A 21,752-nucleotide genomic window follows, 5' to 3' on the forward strand; every position below is an offset into this window, starting at 1 on the left:
CCGCCATGCGCCTGCGACCGGCTGGTTCCGGCGCTGCGCATAACGCTGTCGTCGGCAGCGTTGATGACGATTTCCTTTGTCCCGGCCATCTCAGCGCTCCGCGTCGTAGTTGGTCATGACGGTGTAAAAGACCCATGACAGCAGGAGCACGATGAGGAAGTAGACGATCGACATCGCCGCCGCCGGCCCAAGGTCGAACTGGCCGACGGCCATCTTGACCAGGTCGATCGACAGGTAGGTGGTGGAGTTGCCCGGGCCGCCGCCGGTAACGACGAACGGTTCGGTGTAGATCATGAAGCTGTCCATGAAGCGCAGCAGTACGGCGATCAAAAGCACGCGCTGCATCTTGGGCAGCTGGATGTAGCGGAACACCGCCCAGCGCGAGGCGCCGTCGATCTTGGCCGCCTGGTAGAAGGCGTCGGGGATCGACACCAGGCCGGCATAGCAAAGCAGCACGACAAGGCTGGTCCAGTGCCAGACGTCCATGACGATGACCGTCACCCAGGCGTCGAACGGGTCGTTGACGTAGTTGTAGTCGAAGCCAAGTTCGGCCAGCCCGCGACCGAGAAGGCCGATGTCGATGCGGCCGAATACCTGCCAGATCGTGCCGACGACGTTCCATGGAATGAGCAGCGGCAGCGCCATCAGCACCAGGCACACCGGCACGCCCCAGCCCTTGCGCGGCATGTTGAGCGCGATGAAGATGCCGAGCGGGATCTGGATCGCAAGGATGATGGCGGAAAACAGCAGGTTGCGCCCCATCGCCGCCCAGAAGCGGTCGGAATGCAGGATTTCCTGGTACCACTCGCTGCCCACCCAGAAGAACTGGTTGCCGCCGAAGGTGTCCTGCACCGAGTAGTTGACGACGGTCATCAGCGGGATGACGGCCGAAAACGCGACCAGCACCAGCACCGGCAGCACCATGAACCAGGCTCTGTTGTTCCAGGTCTTTTCCATGGTCTACGCTCCCATCTCGACGCGCCAGGATCTTTCGTAGAGGTTGATGCCGGCCGGGTCGAAGGACACGTGCGGTTCCGCCGGCACATGGTCGTCCTCGCCGAGGATGGCGGCGATCTCGCGCCCTTCCAGGCGCGCCCGCACCACCTTGTGGCGGCCGATGTCCTCGACCTTATGGATCGAAACGGGCATGCCGCTTGTGCCCAGCCGGACGTATTCGGGGCGGATGCCGAGCTCGATCGCGTTGCCGTCGGTCTCGGGCGTTCCGGGCAGGTCGAGCACATGGTCGCCGAGCCGCGCGCGGCGGCCGTCGATCGCCACCGGCAACACGTTCATGCCCGGCGAGCCGATGAAGTAGCCGACGAAGGTATGTCGGGGACGCTCGAACAGTTCCGCCGGCGTGCCGATCTGGACGATCTGGCCGTCATACATCACCACCACCTTCTCGGCGAAGGTCAGGGCCTCGGTCTGGTCGTGGGTGACGTAGATCATGGTGTAGCCGAAGCGGCGGTGTAGCTGCTTCAGCTGCGAACGCAGCACCCACTTCATGTGCGGGTCGATGACGGTCAGCGGCTCGTCGAACAGGATGGCGTTGACGTCGGAGCGCACCAGTCCGCGCCCGAGCGAAATCTTTTGCTTCTGGTCGGCGGTCAGCCCGCGCGCCTTGCGCTTCGCCCAGTCGGCGAGGTCGATCATGTCGAGCGTTTCGCGCACCTTGCGGTCGACCTCGGGCTCGGCAACGCCGCGGTTGCGCAGGGGGAAGGCGAGATTGTCGTACACCGTCATGGTGTCGTAGATGACCGGGAACTGGAACACCTGGGCGATGTTTCGTTCCTGCGTCGACAGCCGGGTCACGTCCTTGCCATCGAACAGCAGCTGGCCGTGCGAAGCGTGCAGCAATCCGGAAATGATGTTGAGCAGCGTGGTCTTGCCGCAACCCGAGGGGCCGAGCAGGGCATAGGCGCCGCCGTCTTCGAAGGTGTGGTGCACCTCGCGCAGCGCGTAGTCGCTCTCCGACTTCGGATGGGCGCCGTAGGCGTGGCGGATGTGGTTGAGATCGATGCGCGCCATCTCACTCTCCTCCTATGCCGCAAGCCGCGGCGGCGGCGCAGCCGAACGGCCGTCCGCGTCGAAGACCATGATGTGGCAGGGGTCGATGAACACCTCGATCGCCTCGTCGGGTTCGAAGACGCGGATGCCGTGGGCCAGCATCACCCAGCGCACATCGGCGAAGTCGAGGTGGACAAAGCTTTCCGACCCGGTGATCTCGGTCACCGAGACCTTGGCCTTCACGCCGACCGCGTCGGTCGTGCGCCTGTTGAAAGAAAGATGGTGGGGCTGGAAGCCGATCGTATAGCTCGCGTCGGCAATGCCGGTGAGTTCCTCCGGCACTGGGAGGTCCACCTCACCATCAAGCTGGAAGCTGTCGCCGCTTTTCCTGAGCACGATGGTGTTCAGGGGCGGATCAGCGAACGTGCGCGCCGTGACCAGGTCGTTCGGCTTGCGGAACACCTCGATCGTTGGCCCAAACTGGGTGACGCGTCCCTCGGACAGCGTCGCGACATTGCCCCCCAAGAGCAGCGCCTCGTGCGGTTCGGTCGTCGCATAGACGAAGATCGCGCCGGTCTCGGCAAAAATCTTGGGCAACTCGGCGCGCAACTCCTCGCGCAGCTTGTAGTCGAGATTGGCGAGCGGCTCGTCGAGCAGCACCAGCCTGGCGTTCTTGACGATGGCGCGGGCGAGCGCGGTGCGCTGCTGCTGCCCGCCAGACAGGTTCAGCGGGGTGCGGTCGAGATAGGGCGTGAGCTTCAACAGTTCGGCCGCCCGCCGGACCTCGGCGTCGATCTTCGCACCGTCCATGCCGGCGACACGCAGTGGCGAGGCGATGTTTTCGTACACCGTCATGGCCGGGTAGTTGATGAACTGCTGGTAGACCATGGCGACATTGCGCCTTTGCACCGGAACGCCGGTCACGTCCGCTCCGTCGAACCACACCGAGCCCGAGGTCGGCCGGTCAAGCCCCGCCATCAGCCGCATCAGGCTGGTTTTCCCCGACAGCGTCGGCCCAAGCAGCACGTTGAGGCTGCCATGCTGAAGCGAAAGCGTCACGTCGCGGATGTGATCCACGCCGGCGACTGTCTTGGTTACATTCCGCAGTTCCAGCATTTCCCCTCCTCCCGAGGGCAGATGCAGGCGGATGTGCGCCTACTCTGCCGCGGCGTGATGCACGCCTGGGCTAATTCCATGCAGAAATTCGTCGAGTGCCGCCGCTTGCTCTGCGTCGAGCTTGAGCCCGCGCTTGGTCCGCCGCCACAAGATGTCTTCCGAAGTCATCGCCCATTCGTTGGCGACCAGGTAGCGGACCTCGACCTCGAACAGGTCGGCGCCGAAATTGCGCCCGAGGTCGGCTTCCGACTTGGCCAGCCCGAGCAGCGTTTTTGCCCGGGTGCCGTAAAGCCGCGTCAGCCGCCGGGCGAGCTTCATCTCGAGGAACGGATAAGCCGACTTGAGCTTGGCGACCTCCGCGTCGAAGGCGGTGGCCGGAAATTCGCCGCCGGGCAGGGCGGCCGCTGCAGTCCAGGGCTTGCCCTTCTTGCCGAGGTGCTTCTCGATGATCTCGAGCATCGACTCGGCGAGACGGCGGTAGGTGGTGATCTTTCCGCCGAAGATGTTGACGATCGCCGCCTGGCCGTCGCGCGACTCGGCCTTCAGCACGTAGTCGCGGGTCGCTTCCTGCGCCTTCGTCGCCCCGTCATCATAGAGCGGGCGCACACCTGAATAGGTCCAGACGATGTCTTCCGGCTTCACCGGTTCCGAGAAGTACTCGCTCGCCGCCTCGCACAGATAGGACGTCTCGGCCGGAGTGATCCTGGCCTCATGCGGGTCGCCGTCATAGTCCTGGTCGGTGGTGCCGATAAGGGTAAAGTCTTCCTCGTAGGGAATGGCGAAGATGATGCGGCCATCCCTGTTCTGGAAGAAATAGGCGCGCGGATCGTCGAACTTCCTGCGCACGACGATATGGCTGCCCTGAACGAGGCGAACGTTGTGGACGTTGTTCTGGCCGACGGTTTCGGTCAGCACGTGGTCGATCCACGGCCCTGCCGCGTTGACCACCAGCCGCGCCTTGACCTCTTCGCGAGCGCCGGTGCGGGTGTCTTCGACCTCGACGGTCCAGTGGTCGGCCTCGCGGCGCGCGCTGGTGACCTTGGTGCGGGTGCGAACGATAGCGCCACGGTCGGCGGCGTCGCGGGCGTTGAGCACCACCAGCCTTGCGTCGTTGACCCAGCCGTCGGAATATTCGAAGGCGCGCGCGAAGATCGGCTTCAGCGGCTTGCCGGCGGCGTCGGTGCGCATGTCCAGCGTGCGTGTCGCCGGCAGCAGCTTGCGGCCGCCGATATGGTCATAGAGGAACAGCCCGAGCCGGATCAGCCATGCCGGGCGCAGACCTTTGGCGTAGGGCAGCACGAAGCGCATCGGCCAGATGATATGCGGTGCGTTTTTCCACAGCACCTCGCGCTCCATCAGTGCCTCGCGCACCAGGCGGAACTCGTAGTGCTCGAGATAGCGCAGTCCGCCATGGATGAGTTTGGTGGAAAACGATGATGTGCCGGAAGCCAGATCGTTCATTTCGGCGAGATAGACCGAATAGCCGCGGCCAACTGCATCGCGTGCAATTCCGCAGCCGTTGATGCCGCCGCCGATAACAAAAATGTCGTGTATTTCCGGTATGCTCACGCCTTCGCCGCCTTTTCGCACTGCAGCAATCCAGCACCTTTTCGAAGCTGGTGCTGGATTATTTCGAACCAAGATCGAATGTCAAACGAAATATACCGATGATGCAGCGCCTTCGCTTTGCGTTAAGCATGCCGACCTGATGGGATCTCGCGGAGATACGAGGGACATCCGCCTGCCATGCCTATTGGGCATCTTTGCTCAAATTCTCCGCGAATGCGGGTCGAGTCGCGCAGTCCCGGCATCTTTCGCAATGCAAGGTTTCGTTTTTCGTGGAGATTCGGAAAAACGAAAGCTCACTTTTCGCGTGCTGTGGAAGTGTGCCCGGGCCGCGTCGCGACCGTATCCGATTGGGTGACTTTGCAGGCCGGCGCAGCGATGACAGAATCGCCGGTCCCTTTGCCCCTGCCTGGGGCGGGAGGATGGCAGATCGCGGCGGATTTGCGAGCTCGACACAACAGCAAATGACAAAGGGTGAGGCGATGAACCGGACACCACTTGGACTTGCATTGCTGGCCGCAGCGTTGACCGCAGCATCAGCGGCCGAGGCTCAAGACAAGGACGTTGCGCGCGGCGAATACCTGGTCACCATCGGCGGGTGCAACGACTGCCACACGCCTGGCTATTTTTTTGGCAAGCCGGACGACGCCAAGTTTTTGGGCGGCTCCGACGTCGGCTTTGAAATCCCGGGTCTCGGCGTGTTTGTCGGGCGCAACATCACGCCGGACAAGGAAACGGGCATTGGCGACTGGACCAGGGAGCAGATCGTCGCCGCAATCCAGACCGGCCAGCGGCCGGACGGGCGCGAACTCGCGCCCATCATGCCGTGGCATGCATTTGCCCAGTTGACGCCTGAGGATGCAGGCGCCATCGCCGCCTTCCTGCAGAGCGTCAAGCCGGTCAGTCACAAGGTGCCGGATCCCGTGAAACCGGGAGAAAAGGTATCGACCTTCCTGTTCAGGATATTGCCACCCGGCGAGACGGCAGCCGCAGCGCCGCAATAGCCGGTGAGAATGGATCAAAAAAGACGCCGGGGATCGCCATCGCGAACCCCGGCGGGCCGAGTTTTGTCCAGGCGCCTGTCCGCGCCGGAACTGCCTTATCCAGCGAAGAAAGCGAAGCGGATGACGAACAGCGCCGCCACCAGCCAGGTTGCCAGGTGGACGTCTCCCGGCCGGCCGGTCAGCGTCTTCAGCACGGCATAGCTGACGAAGCCGAAGGCCAGGCCGTTGGCGATCGAGTAGGTGAACGGCATCATCAGCGCGGTCAGCGCGGCGGGCGCTGCTTCGGTGATGTCGGCCCATTCGACGTCGATCAGTTCGCGCACCATCAGGCAGGCGACGTAGAGCAGGGCAGGCGCGGTCGCATAGACCGGAACCGAGCCTGCCAGCGGCGAGAAGAACAGCGCAGCAAGGAACAGCACGGCCACGACCATTGCCGTCAGCCCGGTGCGGCCACCGGCCTGCACGCCCGAGGCGCTTTCGACATAGGCGGTGGTGCTGCTGGTACCGAGCAGCGAACCGGCGACGATGGCCGTGGAATCGGCGAGCAGCGCGCGACCGAGGCGGTTCGGCTTGCCGGGCTCGATCAGGCCGGCGCGCTTGGCGACGCCGATCAGGGTTCCGGTGGCGTCGAACACCTCGACCAGAACGAACACCAGGATCACATGCACCAGACCCGAATGCATCGCGCCGACGATGTCGAGTTGCAGGAATGTCGGCAGGATGCTTGGCGGCATCGACACGATACCGCCGAACTGGCTGACGCCGAGCATCATCGAGACGATGGTGACGATCAGAATGCCGATCAGGATCGCGCCGCGCACCTTGAGCGCGTCGAGTGCTGCGATGATGAAGAAGCCGGCGATGGCCAGCAGCGTGCCGGTCTGGCTGAGGTCGCCGAGCGTAACCAGCGTCGCCGGGCTCGCCACCACGATGCCCGAGCTCTTCAGGGCGATGATGCCGAGGAACAGGCCGATACCGGCGGCAATCGCACTGCGCATCGAATGCGGGATGCCGGCGATCAGCCAGCTGCGTATGCCGCTGATCGTCAGCAGCAGGAAGATGACGCCGGAAATGAACACGGCGCCCAGCGCCTGCTGCCAGGTGAAGCCCATGGCGCCAACGACGGTGAAGGCGAAGAAGGCGTTGAGGCCCATGCCCGGCGCCATGCCGATGGGCCATCTTGCGAGCAGGCCCATAATCATGGAGCCGAGCGCGGCGGCCAGACAGGTTGCCACGAACACGGCGTTGCGATCCATGCCGGTGGTCGACAGGATCTCGGGGTTGACGAAGATGATGTACGACATGGTGAGGAAAGTGGTGATGCCGGCGATCACCTCCGTCCGGACGGATGTCCCCTGGTCCTTCAGATTGAAATACTTCTCGAGCACTCTTTGCTTCCTCCCATGCGGTCGAGGTTCCGCGGTTCCTGACGCGCGCTTTTGGCGAGAACCGTGAAGCCGCACGGATCACCAAGGCTTGCGTCGAAATCCGATGTCCCTCATGCCGCCAGCAGCTCACGGCGCCTTGCAGGCGCCGCCTTCCCGAGCCGGGCGGCGACCGTTTGCTCCACGCCCGGCATGATTGCCGAGCAAACGTGATGCAGCTTCTGCCCGTTGCTTTGCAGGCACAAGTGGGCAAACCGCCAATTCTGTTAGAAGCAGTTTCGTGTTTTTGCCGGTGAATTCAGGGTCGGCTGGACGATGTAGCAAAGACGCATGCATCCTGCCGGGCAGAACGCGCCGGTAATTTCCCTGTTTTGGCGGGCCGGGCAAGTTAGGCGGCATGTTTCGACAACAAGGCGTCAGATTGCCCTGGGCAAGTGCAGGTGGTGGCAGCGCCATCTACTGCAGATCCACAGTCAACTGTTGCTAAATATCAGAAATTACTCATGTTCTGAGGCGCTTGTTAACCGCTGGCTTAAGTTGAGGCTCCCAACCTGTTCGCAGTGCACAATATCTTGGTACAGTCGTGGAACGAGGTTTGTAAGCGCTTCCGGCTCTGTGCTAGTTTTTGAATCACTAGCGGCGAGGAGATGCGGACTTGCACCGCTTTTGGAATTTGTTTGGGTATCTGAAGGGCGCAGGGAAGAGCGGGGCTGGGCACCATGAGCCATCGGTCAATGACTCCCGGCTAGCCAATCTCTTGGAGAATACCGCCGATCTGGTCTCATTCTACGATGGAGACCTGCGTCTGACGCAATTTGCGGCGCGGCTGGGCGACATTCGCGGCAGCGCCATGGTGGCTGGCGCGAGTGTGTGGGAGATCTATCCGGCGCTTGCCGACGGCGAATCCCGGGAAGCGCTCGACCGCGTTCTGCGCGACGGCGTGCCATGCACCACCGCGCTGCATCTGGTGCCCAACCGCAAGCCGCTTCGAGCGCTGCTGTTTCGCACATCCGACGGCCTGGGCATCATTGAATCGGCGGACATGCATGCCAAGCCAGTCGAAGAAGCCGAGCATGTGAAGCTGCTGCACCAGGCCACGCACGATGTGCTGACCGGCTTGCAGAACAGGCGGCGTTTCAGCGAACGCCTGGACGAGATCCTGTCCGACGCCAACGGGCCACGTGAGCGTTCGGCGCTTCTGCAGATCGATCTCGACGACTTCAAGTCAGTCAACGATACCCTTGGCCATGGCACCGGCGACACCTTGCTGCAACTGGCGGCCAATCGCATTCGCGGTGTGTTGCAGGATGGCGACTCGGCCTATCGCTATGCCGGGGACGAGTTCGCGGTCATCCAGTACGGCAAGGGGCAGCCTGGGGATGCCGAATGGCTTGCCGAGGCTTTGGTGGATGCCTTCAAGGCGCCGTTCATCATCAACGATATCCCGCTTTTCGTCGGTGCCAGCGTCGGCATCGCCTTCGGCCCACAACATGGCACCGAGAGCGAAGAGCTGATGAAGGCTGCCGATATCGCGCTCTATGCGGCCAAGCGCGACGGTCGCGGCTGCTTCCGCACCTTCAATCGCTCGATGATGTTGCTGCTCGAGCAGCGCGAAAATCTCCGGCGCAGCCTGCGCATGGCGCTGGAGCGCGACGAGCTTTACCTCGAATACCAGCCGCTGATCCGTCCGCCGGCTACAATCGTCGGGTTCGAGGCGCTGTTGCGCTGGAATCATCCCGAAATCGGGTTGATTCCGCCAAATGTGTTCATCCCGATGGCCGAAACCGATGGCCTCATGGACGAAATCGGCCGCTGGGTACTCGAACAGGCTTGCCGGCAGGCCATGACCTGGCCGTCACCCCTGACCATTGCGGTAAACTTGTCGCCGGCGCAGTTCCTGGGTGGATCGCTGACCGACACCGTCGCCCAGATCATCGACAGCGTCGGCATCCGCGCCGACCGGATCGAGCTCGAAATCACCGAAACAGTGCTGCTTGAGCAGACCGTCGACAATCTCGATACTCTGAACACGCTCAACGTGCTGGGGATCCGGATTTCGCTCGACGATTTCGGCACGCATTACTCGTCACTGGGCTACCTCAAGAACTTCCCGTTCGACACGCTGAAGATCGACCAGTACTTCATCAAGGACCTGGTCACCGATCAGAAGAGCCAGACCATCGTGCGATCGATCCTCAGCCTGGCGCACGGGCTGGGCATCAGCGTCACCGCCGAAGGGGTTGAAACCGAGGGGCAGGCGCGATGGCTGATCGACGAGGGGTGCGATTGCCTGCAAGGCAACTTCCTGGGCGCGGCCATGAGCGTGTCGGCGCTGCGCGACTACACCGTCCGTCCGTTGCAGGAAGTGCACGATTTGGAAGGGCAAGGGCGCCATAAATAGCGCGCCGGCGTCCACGCGCACCGCTACTGAAACGAATTTCCCGAACCACTTGCCAGAGCAGCCAATGCCGCATAACCGAGAGCAGCCCATGCCGATGACACCAACGCACGAGACCGCTGCGGACGATCAGTTTCGCACGATGATCCAGATCGACATGCAGATTGCCTCTTTCCACGCCAATTGGTCGCACTGCGACTACATCGCGACCTACCTGGCCCGTACCATCAGCCACAACCGGCCGGATTCTGTGTTGTTTTCGAACCTGTTCTCATCGGCCCTCAACGAGCTTCTGGAGATCACCTTCCGCACCCGCCACAATGGCGGGGCGCTCGCATGCAAGGTGTCGCGCGACGGCGATATGGACCGCGTCGAGCTGACTTTCTCATGCGGCGAGGAAGAGCGCCGTTTCTTCGAAGCGGCGGTAGCTCGCATCCAGGCCAGCGACGTCAAGGACCGCTACCTGAGCTCGCTCTCGGGCGATGTCGCGCCCAGCCGCGATATCATGCTGCTCGAACTGGCCGTCAGCTACAATGCGACGGTCAACCTGGGCGAGGGCGATGACGGCACGGTTACCCTCGTTGTCGATCTCCCTCTCGGGGGACTTGCACATTGAGCGCAACCGCTTTCGGCGCTCAGGCGCGATACAAGGCGCAATTCGACCTGAGCAACCAGGAATTCACGATATCCGGGTCCGTGCGGCCCCAGGCGATCGAGGAAATCGCGCCGTCGCTGGCATTGCTCAAGGATTCGATCGAGCGGGTGCGAGGCATCCTGTATGTGAACGTCAGGCGCCTGGCGCAAATGAACAACATGGCGTTCCACGCCTTCTCCAGGGTGATCATCGACAGCTGCCGCGCCCGGGCCGACCTCAGATTTGTGGTCATCACGTCGAGCGTCGTCGGCTGGACGACACAGAAGTTCGGCCGTCTCCACCATATCGAGCCGAACATCTCGGTCGAGGAGTACGACAGCGAGTTCTACCCCGGCCAAAGCTTCCTCGAAGAGGGCGGCTTCATCCCGATCCTGCGCACGCAGACCAAGATGACCTGGCGCCACGAGCGTGCGATCTTGCCCAGGCATGGCATGCGCGCGGGCATCACCATGGCTGACATCTGCTGCGGTATCGGCGACTTCGCCGTGCTGGCGCAGAAGGAATTCCAGCCGGCCCGGATCGTGGCCCTCGACCATTCGAAGTCGAGCCTTGCCTATGCGCGCCAGGTCGCGGCCGAGTTCGACATCAGCGGCATCGAATACACCTATGGCGACGCGTCGGAGATGCTGCTCGAAGACAACCAGTTCGATCTTGTGACCTGCCGGCATTCGCTGCAGATTTTCGACCGGCCCGGATTGATCCTCAAGGAGCTGTTCCGGATCTGCAAGCCGGGCGGCCGCGTCTACATCACCAATGAGAAGAACTCGCACTGCCTCGGCGAACCACGCGCCGAAAGCATCCAGTGGACCTACACCGAGGTGGCCAGGCTGTTCGAGCATTTCGACATGGACGTCGAGCTGGGACCGAAGAGCCGGCGCTACCTGACCGACGCCGGTTTCGACGACATCCGCGTCGAAAGCTTCATGGTGACGAATCTCGACGGCGACCCGCAGGACTTTGCCGATGTCGTCGCCGCGTGGGAAGATGTCTATGCCGGAGAGATGGCGGTCAAGCGCGGCGATTCGCCGGAATTCATCAAGCAGTTCCGGCAGGGCTTCAAGGATCATATATTTGCGGCACTTCATCCCAAGGGATATGCGGGCTGGCCGATCTGGGTCGCATCGGGACGTAAACCACGATGAGTGACGACAGCAAGGAAATGCCCCGTTTCGGGCTGCGCTCGTTCCGCGCCAAGTTCGTGCTTGTCGTGGGCGGTGCGGTGCTGTTCGACCTGCTGCTGAGCGGCGGGCTGGCGTTGTGGAACGTGCAGCGGCTATCGCAGGACGCGGCGTCGGAAGTTGGCGCCGGCCTGACCGAGGCCAACCAGGATTACATACGCTCCTACGCGGAATCGACGGCTTCGCGCGTCGACCTTCTGCTCGACCGCGTCCATGCCGACGTGCAATCGCTGGCCGGCGTGATCCAGGGGCAGATCGACGATCCCGACAGACAGGCGAAGGTGGGCTCGACGCTTGCCGGCCAGGCATCTGGTTCGGTGGATGTCGTCTACGACGCGAAGGGCCAATGGGCGCAGAACCTCCCGGGGGCCCCGTCGGTGGTCAGCGTCTGGAGCTACCTGCTCGGCCCTGATCACAAGCCGTTGCCTGCCGTCCAGCAGGAGATCGACAACAGCGCGGTGCTCGACCTCGTCGCGCCGAGCCTGATGAACAGCGGTTCGTCGAAGCTGCAGATGTATTTCATCGGGCCGAAGGAACGGCCGATCTTCCGCACAGCACCCTATACCGACCAGGCGCAGACCTTCGACAGGCTGTACCCCGGGCACAACAGCGCGGAATTCTGGGAGTTCTTCTTTCCCGGAATCTATGGCTCGTGGGAGCAATGGGCGCGCGATCCGGCGACGCGTCCGGTACCGGAAAGCAGCATCACCCAGACCGCCCCCTACACCGACGCGATCACCGGCAAGCTCATCGTCAGCTTCTTCCACCCCCTGTGGACCAAGGACCGCAAGGGCGTGGCCGGTGCGGCGGGCGCCGACATCACGCTCGACCAGCTTGCCGAGATCGTCGAGAACGTGAAGATCGCCGAGACCGGCTTCGGCTTCCTCAGCATGCCGAACGGCAACGTCATCGCCATCAATCCGAAGAGCGAAGCGACGATCGGCCTCGTTTCGTCGAGCGACAAGGGCGTCGACGGCGTTACCGGACTGGAGCGTTCGTTGCACGGCAGCACGCAGCCGGCGATCGCCTCGCTCGATCTCAAGCAAGAAAATGACGGCGTCATCCAGCACGTCATGCTGCAGCAGGATGGCGAGAGCGTTCCCTATATCGTGGTACTCAAGGGACTGAAGCCGACCAATCTGTGGAGCGCCGGGCCGGCTGAAAAGCAGGCAATGTCGGTCGGCATCGTCGTGCCGGAGGGCGAGATCTACGCCTCGCTGGTTGCCGCCCAGGAGAGCATTTCAAAGGCCACGAACCGCATCCTGCTCTATCAGTTGCTGGCGATCATCGTTTCGCTGCTGATCGTGTTCGCCGCGGTGTTCGGGCTGTCGAAGCGCATCACGGCGGGCCTCAGCGCGCTGGCAGCTGCTGCCCGGCGCTTGCAGAACAAGGACTACTCGGTCCGCGTCAACATCCCGACCAAGGACGAGGTCGGAGAGGTGGGCGTCGCGTTCAACCGCATGGCCGAGGAGATCAGCTACAACACCGAAAATCTCGAGCAGCTGGTGGACGAGCGCACCAGGGACCTTGAATACGCCAATGTCGAGATTTCCTCGCTCAATGAGAAACTGCGCAGCGAAAATGTCCGCCTCGGTGCCGAACTCGACGTCGCCCGCCAGATCCAGATGATGGTTCTGCCCAAGGACCGCGAGCTCGCCAAGATTCCGGGCGTCGAAATCGCTGCCTTCATGCGCCCGGCCGACGAAGTCGGCGGCGATTATTACGACGTCTTGCAGCACGCCGGGAAGCTGAAGATCGGCATCGGCGACGTCACCGGGCACGGCCTGGAAAGCGGCGTCCTGATGCTGATGGTGCAGTCGGTGGCGCGCGCGTTGCAGGAAACCGGGCAGGGGGACCCGCTGCTGTTCCTCAACCAGCTCAACCGGGCCATCTTCAAGAACCTCGAGCGGACCAACTCCGACAAGCATCTGTCGCTGGCGTTCCTCGACTATGAAGACGAACACTTGGTGCTGTCGGGGCAGCACGAGGAGGTGCTTGTCGTGCGCGCCGGTGGCTCGGTCGAGCGTATCGACACGATCGACCTCGGCCTGCCCATCGGCCTCGAGAAAGACATTTCGCCATTCGTGGCGACACGCAACATACCCTTCGCCAGCGGCGACGTGGTGGTCCTGCACACGGACGGCGTGACTGAAGCCGAGGGCGCGCGCGGCGAACTGTTCGGTCTCGACAGGCTTTGCGAAAGCGCGGTGCAGCGTCGCGGGGCCAGCGCCGAAGAAATCAAGACGGGTATCGTCGAGGACCTCATGGCCCACATCGGAACCCGAAAAATCCACGACGACATCACCCTCGTCGTCATGAGGCACAGGTGAGCCATGACCACTCTGTATGGACCAGCCGAGATCGTGATCGGCATGAACGACAGCATCAGCCGCGTCAGGCTGTTCGACGGGCCGCTTGACCTGAAGTGGCACCATTGCGCCACGACGTCGGATTTCATCGCCGACATGTTCGCGCTGCCCTATCATTCCTCGCGCAACGACTATCGCGAGGTCCGGCACAATATCGGCTACCTGGTCAACGAACTGATCGAGAATGCGGTGAAGTTCCGCGAACCGGGCGAGATCATGGTCGAGGCGTCCATGGATCAGGACAGCTTCAAGGTGAAGGTTTCCAATGTCGTCGCAACGCAAACCGCGGCTGCCTTCCAGGAACTGCTTTCGGAGATCACCGTGGGCGATCCGGGCGACCTGCTGATCGAGCGCATCGAGGCCAATGCCGCGGATCCCGAGGCTTCCGGCTCGGGCCTTGGCCTGTTGACGCTGATGAGCGACTATGGCGCGCGTCTTGCCTGGATCTTCAGCCCTGTCGATGACGGCAAGCGCGTGCACGTCGAGACATTCGCCACCATCCCCGTCTCCCAGTCCCACTAGAAAAGCAGAACCGCTCATGGAAATCAAAACGGACGAATACCGTGTCTGGACCGAGGGAACGGACGTCCATTTCGACGGCACCATGCGGCTGTCGGGCACCGACGCCTACGCACCGATCATGGCGCTGATGACCGACATTCTGGCGACGAAGCCGGCGTCGATCACGCTCGACCTGACGGACCTCGAATTCCTCAACTCGTCCGGGATCAACCTTCTGGCGAAATTCACCATCGAGGTGCGCAAGCATCCCGACGTCCAACTGGTCGTCAAGGGCAGCTCGGAGATCCCCTGGCAGACCAAGTCGCTGCCAAATCTCAAGAAGCTGCATCCGGCCGTATCGCTTCAGGTCGACTGATCGCGCTTGCCTTGCCCGTCGGGCGGCAGCTTTCCAGCACCTTCACTGCTTCCGATGTGGGCAAGGCAGGCGGCTATCTTTTCGCCCGACGCAACGCTTGCGCTCGTGAAGCGTTGTGCCGGAGAGAATTGCGCGAGGGCTTGGCAACGGGATGGGAAGTTCTACCGGACTCTGAGGCACTGTGATGCCAAGCAGGAGGTTGCGATGGACTGGACAGACTGGTTCTACCTGGCGGTGATGTTCGGAGCGTCGAGCGCGGTCGTCTGGGTAATGGGAATCTGAACGCCCGCCCAAGCATTTGGAAGCTGCCGTTCGGCTAGCGCATCGGCCCGAAAATCGGAACCGATTTTCGGAAAGCACGATGCGCCAACTCAGTAAGTAAGAGCGTCCTTTGTGCGTCCATTCGGACGCACGGCGCTCTAGACTACGCAGGCGAATATCGATTCGGATGCTCCCTGCGATGAACAAGACGGTCTCGACATTTCTGCTGATCTCAGCTCTTACAGCCTTGCTGATGGCGCTCAGCCTTGCGGTGCTTCAGCATGGCTACCCTTTCGGCAACTCTGGGGCAAAGCGGCTGGAAGCCATCGCCAACGCCGACAGCTTCCTGCCGCTGGCCGGCATTTATTTCTTCGCGGCACTTTTGATGATGGTACTGCCGCTGAAGGCGGCGAGCTTCGTGCTGCTCAACGCCGCCGACATGCTCAATTGGGTGGTGGTTGCGCTGTTTGCGACCATTGTCGGCTGCATCGCCGCGCGCTGGGCGTTCGGCCAGACGTCGGCGCCATCGGCGCTTCTCAACTGGCGTTTCCTGGTCGTTGCCGCCGTGGTCGGCAGCCATCTCGCAATGAACGAGTTTCGGCGAAACGTGCTGTTGCGCAGCCTCGCCTTCGTTGTGTTCGCCGTTGCCACGTTGGCATGCCTTTTTTGGTCGTTCCGGTTTTGAGTTCGACGCAGCCCTCGGAACCATTGAGACCACACGCCGTTCCCTCTGCAACCGAAAGGGGAGCCAGATATCCAGGCGGCCGCAACGCCGGTGACTTGGGAGTTCGGCCGATTTTTGCCCGTCGCACCGCTCGAACAAATGCCGCACTGCTGAGGCAATTGCACAATGACGCAAAGCCTGCGAAACTGCCCCAAGCATTTCGAGGCATTTTCACATGAGCGCCCGGCAAGACAGCGGCAACCCACGACTCGACGAGGCGGCTCGCGCCGGCTGGCTCTATTATGTCGCCGGCAACACGCAGGACCAGATCGCCGCCAAACTCGGCGTATCGCGCCAGACGGCGCAGCGCCTGGTGTCGCTGGCAATGTCCGAAGGACTGATCAAGGTCCGCGTCGACCACCCCATCGCCAGTTGCCTGGATCTCGCCGCAAGGCTGCGATCCCGCTTCGCGCTGGATCTGGTCGAAGTAACGCCGAGCGATCCCGACTCCACCTCTTCCACCATGGGCATCGCCCAGGCCGCGGCAGCGGAAATCGAAAAATGGCTGCGCTCGCCCGAGCCGATCGTGATGGCCATCGGCACCGGCCGAACGCTGAAGGCAGCGATCGAACAATTGCCGCCGATGGAGTGCCCGCAACACAAGGTGGTTTCGCTGACCGGCAACATTTCGCCCGACGGTTCGGCCGCGTTCTACAACGTCATCTTCACGATGGCCGACACCATCAAGGCCCGTAGTTTTCCAATGCCTTTGCCGGCAATCGCCTCGTCTCCGGACGAGCGCAAGATGCTGCACAGCCAGCCACTGATCCAGCCGACATTGGCACTCGCGGCCCAGGCCGACGTTACCTTTGTCGGTGTTGGCGACATGGGGCCGAAGGCGCCGCTCTACGAAGACGGTTTCATCACCGAAACCGAGCTCAAGGCGCTGCAGAAGGCGGGTGCGGTCGGCGAAATCGTTGGCTGGGCGTTCGACAAGGATGGCCGGCTTATCGAGGGCATCACCAATGACCGCGTCGCCTCGGCGCCGCTGCCGTCGCGCGAAAAGTCGCTCGTCGTCGCCCTTGCCATGGGCGAGCGAAAGCTGCCCGGCATCCTGGCCGCGATCACGCGCCGCCTCGTCAACGGGCTGATTACCGACGAGCGCACCGCCGCGGCCCTTCTCGCGGGCTGAGGCTGCCCACGCGGCAAGGCAGCGACCCGGCCTCTACCAGGACATCGTTATCATCATCGACCCGCGCGCCGGCAACCCCGGCCTGCGGGTTTTTGCCGTCAGCAGATTCCCGCTTGACATAAATCACGACGAATGAATAATTGCTCACAACCAAGGCAAATGCTCACTTTGGTTTTTGGGAGGAATTCGATGAAACTCAACATGCTCGTTGCGAGCCTGTGCTGGACGAGTGCGCTCGCATTCGCCGCGCATGCCGAAACCATCACCATCGCCACGGTCAACAATGGCGACATGATCCGCATGCAGAAGCTTGCGGATGACTTCAAAGCCAAGAACCCCGACATCGACCTGCAGTGGGTGACGCTTGAAGAGAACGTGCTGCGTGAGCGCGTCACCACCGACATCGCCACCAAGGGCGGCCAGTACGACGTCATGACCATCGGCACCTACGAAGTGCCGATCTGGGCCAAGCAGCAATGGCTCCTGCCGCTCGACAATCTCGGCGCCGACTACGACACCGCCGACATCATCCCCGCGATCGCCGGCGGCCTTTCGGCTGACGGCAAGCTCTACGCAGCGCCGTTTTATGGCGAGAGCTCCTTCGTCATGTACCGCAAGGACCTGATGGAGAAGGCCGGCCTGACCATGCCCGAGGCTCCGACCTGGGAGTTCATCGGCGAGGCGGCGCGCAAGATGACCGACCGCGCCAACGACATCAATGGCGTTTGCCTGCGCGGCAAGGCCGGCTGGGGCGAAAACATGGCCTTCCTGACCGCCATGTCCAATTCCTTCGGCGCGCGTTGGTTCGACGAGAACTGGCAGCCGCAGTTCGACCAGCCCGAGTGGAAGAACACGCTCGACACCTACGTCAAGCTGATGAACGACGCCGGGCCACAGGGCGCATCGTCAAACGGCTTCAATGAGAATTTGGCGCTGTTCCAGCAGGGCAAATGCGGCATGTGGATCGACGCAACCGTCGCCGCATCCTTTGTCTCCGATCCGAAGAACTCGACCGTCGCCGACAAGGTCGGCTATGCGCTTGCGCCCGACAACGGGCTGGGCAAGCGCGGCAACTGGCTGTGGGCATGGTCGCTCGGTATTCCGGCTGGCACGCAAAAAGCCGAAGCAGCCCAGAAGTTCGTCTCGTGGGCGACCGGCAAGCCCTATCTCGAGCTCGTCGCCTCGAAGGAAGGCTGGGCCAATGTGCCTCCGGGCACGCGCAGCTCGCTCTACGCCAATCCTGAGTACCAGAAGGCCGCGCCGTTCGCCAAGATGACGCTGGACTCGATCAACTCGGCCGACCCGACCAAGCCCACCGTCAAGCCGGTGCCCTATGTCGGTGTGCAGTTCGTCGCCATTCCCGAATTCCAGGGCCTTGGCACGACTGTCGGGCAGCTCTTCTCGGCGGCACTCGCCGGGCAGATGCCGGTCGATGATGCGCTGGCACAGGCACAGCAGGTATCGGTCCGCGAGATGACCCGCGCCGGCTACATCAAGTAGAAAAGTACCTCCCAGAGCCTCGGCCGCCCGTTCCCAGTCGGGCGGCCGCTTTTCCCCGTTAGACGACAGGGTGCTCGCCATGGCTACTCGACAGACCCGCACGCTTGCGCGCTTCATGATGGCGCCGTCGGTCATTCTCCTGTTTATCTGGATGATCGTGCCGCTGGCGATGACCTTGTGGTTCTCGTTCCAGAACTACAATCTGCTCAATCCAGGCAATGTCAGCTTCGCCGGCCTGTTCAACTACAAGTTCTTCCTGACCGATCCGGCATTCCTGCAGTCGATCTGGAACACGCTGGCAATCGTGATCGGCGTGCTCGTCATCACCGTGGTCGGCGGCGTTGCGCTGGCCATGCTGCTCGATCAGCCGATGTTCGGCCAGGGCATCGTCCGTATCCTGGTGATTTCACCGTTCTTCGTCATGCCGCCGGTGGCGGCGCTGGTGTGGAAGAACATGATCATGCACCCCGGCTATGGCGTGCTGGCCGACATCAGCAAATCCGTCGGGCTGAAGCCGATCGACTGGTTTGCCCACTACCCGCTGATTTCGATCGTCATCATTGTCGCCTGGCAGTGGCTGCCGTTTGCGACGCTCATCCTGCTCACCGCGTTGCAGTCGCTCGACGAGGAGCAGAAGGAAGCCGCCGAAATGGACGGCGCCAACTTCGCCAATCGCTTCTGGTACCTGACGCTGCCGCACCTGGCCCGCGCCATCACGGTGGTCATCCTGATCCAGACGATCTTCCTGCTTGGCGTCTATGCGGAAATCCTGGTCACCACCAATGGCGGCCCCGGCTACGCCACGACCAATCTGGCCTTCCTGATCTATCGCACGGCCCTTCTTGGCTATGACGTCGGCGGTGCATCCGCGGGCGGCGTCATAGCCGTCATCCTCGCCAACATCGTCGCCATCTTCCTGATGCGCGCGGTCGGCAAGAACCTCGACAAGTAGGAGCGCACCATGGCACGCGCAGTCTCCACCAGACGCAAGATAGGCTTCACGATAGCCGCGTGGGCGGTCGCCCTGATGATCTTCTTTCCGATCCTCTACACGATCATCACGAGCCTCAAGACCGAGCCGGAAGCGATTGCCGGCTTCAGCCTGATCCCCTCGGGGACGCTTGAGAGCTATTTCGCGGTGCAGAGCCAGAACGATTACTTCAAGCCGTTCATCAACTCGGTGATCATCTCCGTCGGCTCGACCCTTATCGCCCTCGTGATTGCCATTCCATCCGCATGGTCGATGGCGTTCTCGCCGACCAAGCGCACCAAGGACGTGCTGATGTGGATGCTGTCGACCAAGATGATGCCGGCGGTCGGCGTGCTCGTGCCGATGTACCTGATATTCCGCGACACCGGGCTGCTCGACACGCGGCTTGGCCTGACCATCGTTCTGACGCTGATCAACCTGCCGATCGTCGTCTGGATGCTCTACACCTATTTTCGCGAAATTCCGGGAGAGATCCTGGAAGCAGCCCGCATGGACGGTGCCTCGCTGTTCAACGAGATCGTCCATGTGCTGACGCCAATGGCGGTGCCGGGCATCGCCTCGACGCTGCTGCTCAACATCATTCTCGCCTGGAACGAGTCGTTCTGGTCGATCCGGCTATCGGCCGCCAACGCTGCGCCTCTCACCGCCTTCATCGCCTCGTTCTCGAGCCCGCAGGGGCTGTTTTGGGCAAAGCTATCGGCGGCTTCAACGCTGGCGATCGCGCCGATCCTCATCATGGGTTGGTTCTCGCAACGCCAGCTGGTTCGCGGCCTGACCTTCGGCGCCGTCAAATAGTCGATCCCGGGAGGAAACGATGGGCAACATAGTTCTGAAGAAGGTGTCGAAGTCGTTCGGCGCGACGACGATCATCCCCGAGATCGATCTCGAAATCGAAGACGGCGAGTTCGTTGTCTTCGTCGGCCCCTCGGGGTGCGGCAAGTCCACGCTGCTGCGCCTGATCGCCGGGCTGGAGGACACCTCGGCCGGATCGATCAACATCGACGGCCGCGACGTAACCTCGGAACAGCCGGCCAAGCGCAAGCTCGCCATGGTGTTCCAGTCCTACGCGCTCTATCCGCACATGACCGTGCGCAACAACATCGCCTTCCCGCTCAAGATGGCCGGCGAGGACAAGGCAGTGATCGAGCGCAAGGTGGGCGACGCCGCGCGCGTGCTCAACCTGACCAACTATCTCGAGCGACGTCCCGGCCAGCTGTCTGGCGGCCAGCGCCAGCGCGTCGCCATCGGCCGCGCCATCGTGCGGCAGCCTTCCGCATTCCTGTTCGATGAGCCGCTTTCGAACCTGGACGCGGCACTTCGCGGCACCATGCGGCTCGAAATCAGCGAACTGCACCATCAGTTGAAGACCACGATGATCTACGTCACCCACGACCAGGTCGAGGCGATGACCATGGCCGACAAGATCGTCGTGCTGAACGCCGGCAACATCGAGCAGGTTGGCTCGCCGCTGGAGCTCTACCGTTCGCCGAAAAACCTGTTTGTCGCCGGCTTCATCGGTTCTCCGAAGATGAATCTCATGGACGGCGCCACCGCTGCCAAATACGGCGCCTCCACCATCGGCATCCGGCCCGAGCACATCAACATTTCCACCACCGCTGGCGATTGGAAAGGCACGGTCGGAGTTGCCGAACATCTCGGCGCTGACACTTTCCTGCATGTCCATACCGACGTCGGCACGATCAACGTCCGAACGGGCGGCGAGTTTGTCGTCAGTCACGGCGACACCGTCTTTTTGTCTCCGGACCTTGCCAAGCTGCATCGCTTCGGCCCGGACGGGAGCGCACTGTGAACCGGCTCGAGGGCAAGTCAGCGCTGATAACAGGGGCAGCGCGCGGCATCGGCCGGGCCTTCGCCGAGGCCTATGTCTCCGAAGGGGCCGTCGTTGCCATAGGCGACATCAACCTTGAGGCAGCCGAGCGGACCGCATCGGAAATCGGCCGCAACGCCTACGCCGTAAAGCTTGACGTCACCGATCTCGGCTCCATCGAGGCAGCGATCCGGGCGGTGGAAGCCAAGGCTGGCGGCATCGACATCCTGGTCAACAATGCCGCGCTGTTCGACCTGGCGCCCATCGTCGAGATCAGCAAGGCCAGCTACGACAAGCTGTTTGCGGTCAATGTCGCGGGAACCCTGTTCACCCTGCAGGCGGCGGCCAGGTCGATGATCGCACGCGGCCGCGGCGGCCGGATCATCAACATGGCAAGCCAGGCGGGGCGACGGGGCGAAGCACTCGTCGGGGTCTATTGCGCCACCAAGGCCGCTGTCATCAGCTTGACCCAGTCGGCTGGGCTCGACCTGATCAAGCATCGCATCAACGTCAACGCGATCGCGCCCGGCGTCGTCGACGGCGAGCATTGGGACCATGTCGATGCGCTGTTTGCCAAACACGAAGGTCGGCCGCTCGGCGAAAAGAAGCGCCTTGTCGGCGCGAGCGTGCCTTACGGCCGCATGGGCCGGGCCGAGGACCTCGTCGGCATGGCCGTGTTCCTGGCCAGCAGCGAGGCCGAATACATCGTCGCCCAGACATACAATGTCGACGGCGGCCAGTGGATGAGCTGAACCCCGAAC

The 21,752-nt window shown here is 62.5% G+C and carries 19 protein-coding genes; 14 read left to right on the forward strand and 5 right to left on the reverse strand.

Translation table 11 applies throughout. The features are described from left to right. Positions 1 to 90: 90 nt before the first annotated feature. From PCJ21_RS12345 to glpD, 4 genes are read right to left on the reverse strand one after another with little or no spacing between them, the layout of a single operon-like run. Positions 91 to 957, reverse strand: coding sequence for a carbohydrate ABC transporter permease (locus PCJ21_RS12345; RefSeq protein ID WP_269931700.1), 867 nt, complete (start codon positions 955 to 957; stop codon positions 91 to 93). A 3-nt stretch (positions 958 to 960) separates the two neighbouring features. Further along, a complete protein-coding gene (locus tag PCJ21_RS12350; protein WP_269931701.1) occupies positions 961 to 2,028 on the reverse strand; it encodes an ABC transporter ATP-binding protein in 1,068 nt (355 codons plus the stop codon). Positions 2,029 to 2,040: 12 nt separating this feature from the next. Further along, on the reverse strand, positions 2,041 to 3,123 hold the full coding sequence (locus PCJ21_RS12355) for an ABC transporter ATP-binding protein (protein WP_269931702.1): 1,083 nt from the start codon (positions 3,121 to 3,123) through the stop codon (positions 2,041 to 2,043). Positions 3,124 to 3,162: 39 nt separating this feature from the next. Then, complete coding sequence (gene glpD, locus PCJ21_RS12360; protein ID WP_269931703.1) at positions 3,163 to 4,692, reverse strand: glycerol-3-phosphate dehydrogenase; 1,530 nt, start codon at positions 4,690 to 4,692, stop codon at positions 3,163 to 3,165. Positions 4,693 to 5,171: 479 nt separating this feature from the next. Between glpD and PCJ21_RS12365 the strand changes: the two genes are divergently transcribed. Next, the gene (locus PCJ21_RS12365) at positions 5,172 to 5,693 is read left to right on the forward strand and encodes a cytochrome c (RefSeq protein ID WP_269931774.1); all 522 of its coding nucleotides are present in this window, start codon (positions 5,172 to 5,174) and stop codon (positions 5,691 to 5,693) included. Between the two features lie 95 nt (positions 5,694 to 5,788). Here PCJ21_RS12365 and PCJ21_RS12370 read toward each other — a convergent pair whose 3' ends face one another. Further along, positions 5,789 to 7,081, reverse strand: coding sequence for an NCS2 family permease (locus tag PCJ21_RS12370; RefSeq protein WP_269931704.1), 1,293 nt, complete (start codon positions 7,079 to 7,081; stop codon positions 5,789 to 5,791). 754 nt (positions 7,082 to 7,835) lie between these two features. Between PCJ21_RS12370 and PCJ21_RS12375 the strand changes: the two genes are divergently transcribed. The 13 genes from PCJ21_RS12375 to PCJ21_RS12435 all read left to right on the forward strand — a co-directional run bounded on the left by PCJ21_RS12375 (position 7,836) and on the right by PCJ21_RS12435 (position 21,743). Beyond that, positions 7,836 to 9,479, forward strand: a complete 1,644-nt coding sequence (locus PCJ21_RS12375; RefSeq protein ID WP_269931705.1) for a putative bifunctional diguanylate cyclase/phosphodiesterase — start codon at positions 7,836 to 7,838, stop codon at positions 9,477 to 9,479. A gap of 88 nt (positions 9,480 to 9,567) precedes the next feature. Next, positions 9,568 to 10,092, forward strand: coding sequence for a ubiquinone biosynthesis methyltransferase UbiE (locus PCJ21_RS12380; RefSeq protein ID WP_269931706.1), 525 nt, complete (start codon positions 9,568 to 9,570; stop codon positions 10,090 to 10,092). Next, on the forward strand, positions 10,089 to 11,273 hold the full coding sequence (locus PCJ21_RS12385; protein WP_269931707.1) for a class I SAM-dependent methyltransferase: 1,185 nt from the start codon (positions 10,089 to 10,091) through the stop codon (positions 11,271 to 11,273). The genes PCJ21_RS12380 and PCJ21_RS12385 overlap by 4 nt, the downstream gene beginning before the upstream one ends. After that, the gene (locus tag PCJ21_RS12390) at positions 11,270 to 13,639 is read left to right on the forward strand and encodes a SpoIIE family protein phosphatase (RefSeq protein ID WP_269931708.1); all 2,370 of its coding nucleotides are present in this window, start codon (positions 11,270 to 11,272) and stop codon (positions 13,637 to 13,639) included. The genes PCJ21_RS12385 and PCJ21_RS12390 overlap by 4 nt, the downstream gene beginning before the upstream one ends. A 3-nt stretch (positions 13,640 to 13,642) precedes the next feature. Then, the gene (locus tag PCJ21_RS12395; RefSeq protein WP_269931709.1) at positions 13,643 to 14,200 is read left to right on the forward strand and encodes a slr1658 superfamily regulator; all 558 of its coding nucleotides are present in this window, start codon (positions 13,643 to 13,645) and stop codon (positions 14,198 to 14,200) included. Between the two features lie 16 nt (positions 14,201 to 14,216). Beyond that, a complete protein-coding gene (locus PCJ21_RS12400; protein ID WP_269931710.1) occupies positions 14,217 to 14,555 on the forward strand; it encodes a slr1659 superfamily regulator in 339 nt (112 codons plus the stop codon). A gap of 460 nt (positions 14,556 to 15,015) precedes the next feature. Continuing rightward, a complete protein-coding gene (locus PCJ21_RS12405) occupies positions 15,016 to 15,501 on the forward strand; it encodes a hypothetical protein (RefSeq protein WP_269931711.1) in 486 nt (161 codons plus the stop codon). 214 nt (positions 15,502 to 15,715) lie between these two features. Then, positions 15,716 to 16,672, forward strand: a complete 957-nt coding sequence (locus PCJ21_RS12410; protein ID WP_269931712.1) for a sugar-binding transcriptional regulator — start codon at positions 15,716 to 15,718, stop codon at positions 16,670 to 16,672. A 189-nt stretch (positions 16,673 to 16,861) separates the two neighbouring features. After that, entirely contained in the window at positions 16,862 to 18,172 is a 1,311-nt protein-coding gene (locus PCJ21_RS12415; RefSeq protein ID WP_442866006.1) for an ABC transporter substrate-binding protein, read from the forward strand. Between the two features lie 79 nt (positions 18,173 to 18,251). Then, complete coding sequence (locus PCJ21_RS12420; RefSeq protein WP_269931713.1) at positions 18,252 to 19,124, forward strand: carbohydrate ABC transporter permease; 873 nt, start codon at positions 18,252 to 18,254, stop codon at positions 19,122 to 19,124. 9 nt (positions 19,125 to 19,133) lie between these two features. After that, positions 19,134 to 19,958: a carbohydrate ABC transporter permease gene (locus PCJ21_RS12425; protein ID WP_269931714.1), complete on the forward strand. Its 825-nt coding sequence runs from the start codon at positions 19,134 to 19,136 to the stop codon at positions 19,956 to 19,958. 19 nt (positions 19,959 to 19,977) lie between these two features. After that, complete coding sequence (locus PCJ21_RS12430) at positions 19,978 to 20,973, forward strand: ABC transporter ATP-binding protein (RefSeq protein ID WP_269931715.1); 996 nt, start codon at positions 19,978 to 19,980, stop codon at positions 20,971 to 20,973. Then, on the forward strand, positions 20,970 to 21,743 hold the full coding sequence (locus PCJ21_RS12435; RefSeq protein ID WP_269931716.1) for an L-iditol 2-dehydrogenase: 774 nt from the start codon (positions 20,970 to 20,972) through the stop codon (positions 21,741 to 21,743). Before PCJ21_RS12430 ends, PCJ21_RS12435 begins: the two co-directional genes overlap by 4 nt. Positions 21,744 to 21,752: the final 9 nt, after the last annotated feature.

The sequence above is a fragment of the Aminobacter sp. HY435 genome, assembly GCF_027568395.1.
Taxonomy (GTDB): Bacteria; Pseudomonadota; Alphaproteobacteria; order Rhizobiales; family Rhizobiaceae; genus Aminobacter.

Coding starts and splice junctions, on each gene's coding strand:
- PCJ21_RS12415 (WP_442866006.1), top strand. CDS start 16,862: ATGAAACTCAACATGCTCGTTGCGAGCCTGTGCTGGACGAGTGCGCTC.
- PCJ21_RS12410 (WP_269931712.1), top strand. CDS start 15,716: ATGAGCGCCCGGCAAGACAGCGGCAACCCACGACTCGACGAGGCGGCT.
- PCJ21_RS12395 (WP_269931709.1), top strand. CDS start 13,643: ATGACCACTCTGTATGGACCAGCCGAGATCGTGATCGGCATGAACGAC.
- PCJ21_RS12365 (WP_269931774.1), top strand. CDS start 5,172: ATGAACCGGACACCACTTGGACTTGCATTGCTGGCCGCAGCGTTGACC.
- PCJ21_RS12355 (WP_269931702.1), bottom strand. CDS start 3,123: ATGCTGGAACTGCGGAATGTAACCAAGACAGTCGCCGGCGTGGATCAC.
- PCJ21_RS12345 (WP_269931700.1), bottom strand. CDS start 957: ATGGAAAAGACCTGGAACAACAGAGCCTGGTTCATGGTGCTGCCGGTG.
- PCJ21_RS12350 (WP_269931701.1), bottom strand. CDS start 2,028: ATGGCGCGCATCGATCTCAACCACATCCGCCACGCCTACGGCGCCCAT.
- PCJ21_RS12380 (WP_269931706.1), top strand. CDS start 9,568: ATGCCGATGACACCAACGCACGAGACCGCTGCGGACGATCAGTTTCGC.
- PCJ21_RS12400 (WP_269931710.1), top strand. CDS start 14,217: ATGGAAATCAAAACGGACGAATACCGTGTCTGGACCGAGGGAACGGAC.
- PCJ21_RS12425 (WP_269931714.1), top strand. CDS start 19,134: ATGGCACGCGCAGTCTCCACCAGACGCAAGATAGGCTTCACGATAGCC.
- PCJ21_RS12390 (WP_269931708.1), top strand. CDS start 11,270: ATGAGTGACGACAGCAAGGAAATGCCCCGTTTCGGGCTGCGCTCGTTC.
- PCJ21_RS12405 (WP_269931711.1), top strand. CDS start 15,016: ATGAACAAGACGGTCTCGACATTTCTGCTGATCTCAGCTCTTACAGCC.
- PCJ21_RS12430 (WP_269931715.1), top strand. CDS start 19,978: ATGGGCAACATAGTTCTGAAGAAGGTGTCGAAGTCGTTCGGCGCGACG.
- PCJ21_RS12420 (WP_269931713.1), top strand. CDS start 18,252: ATGGCTACTCGACAGACCCGCACGCTTGCGCGCTTCATGATGGCGCCG.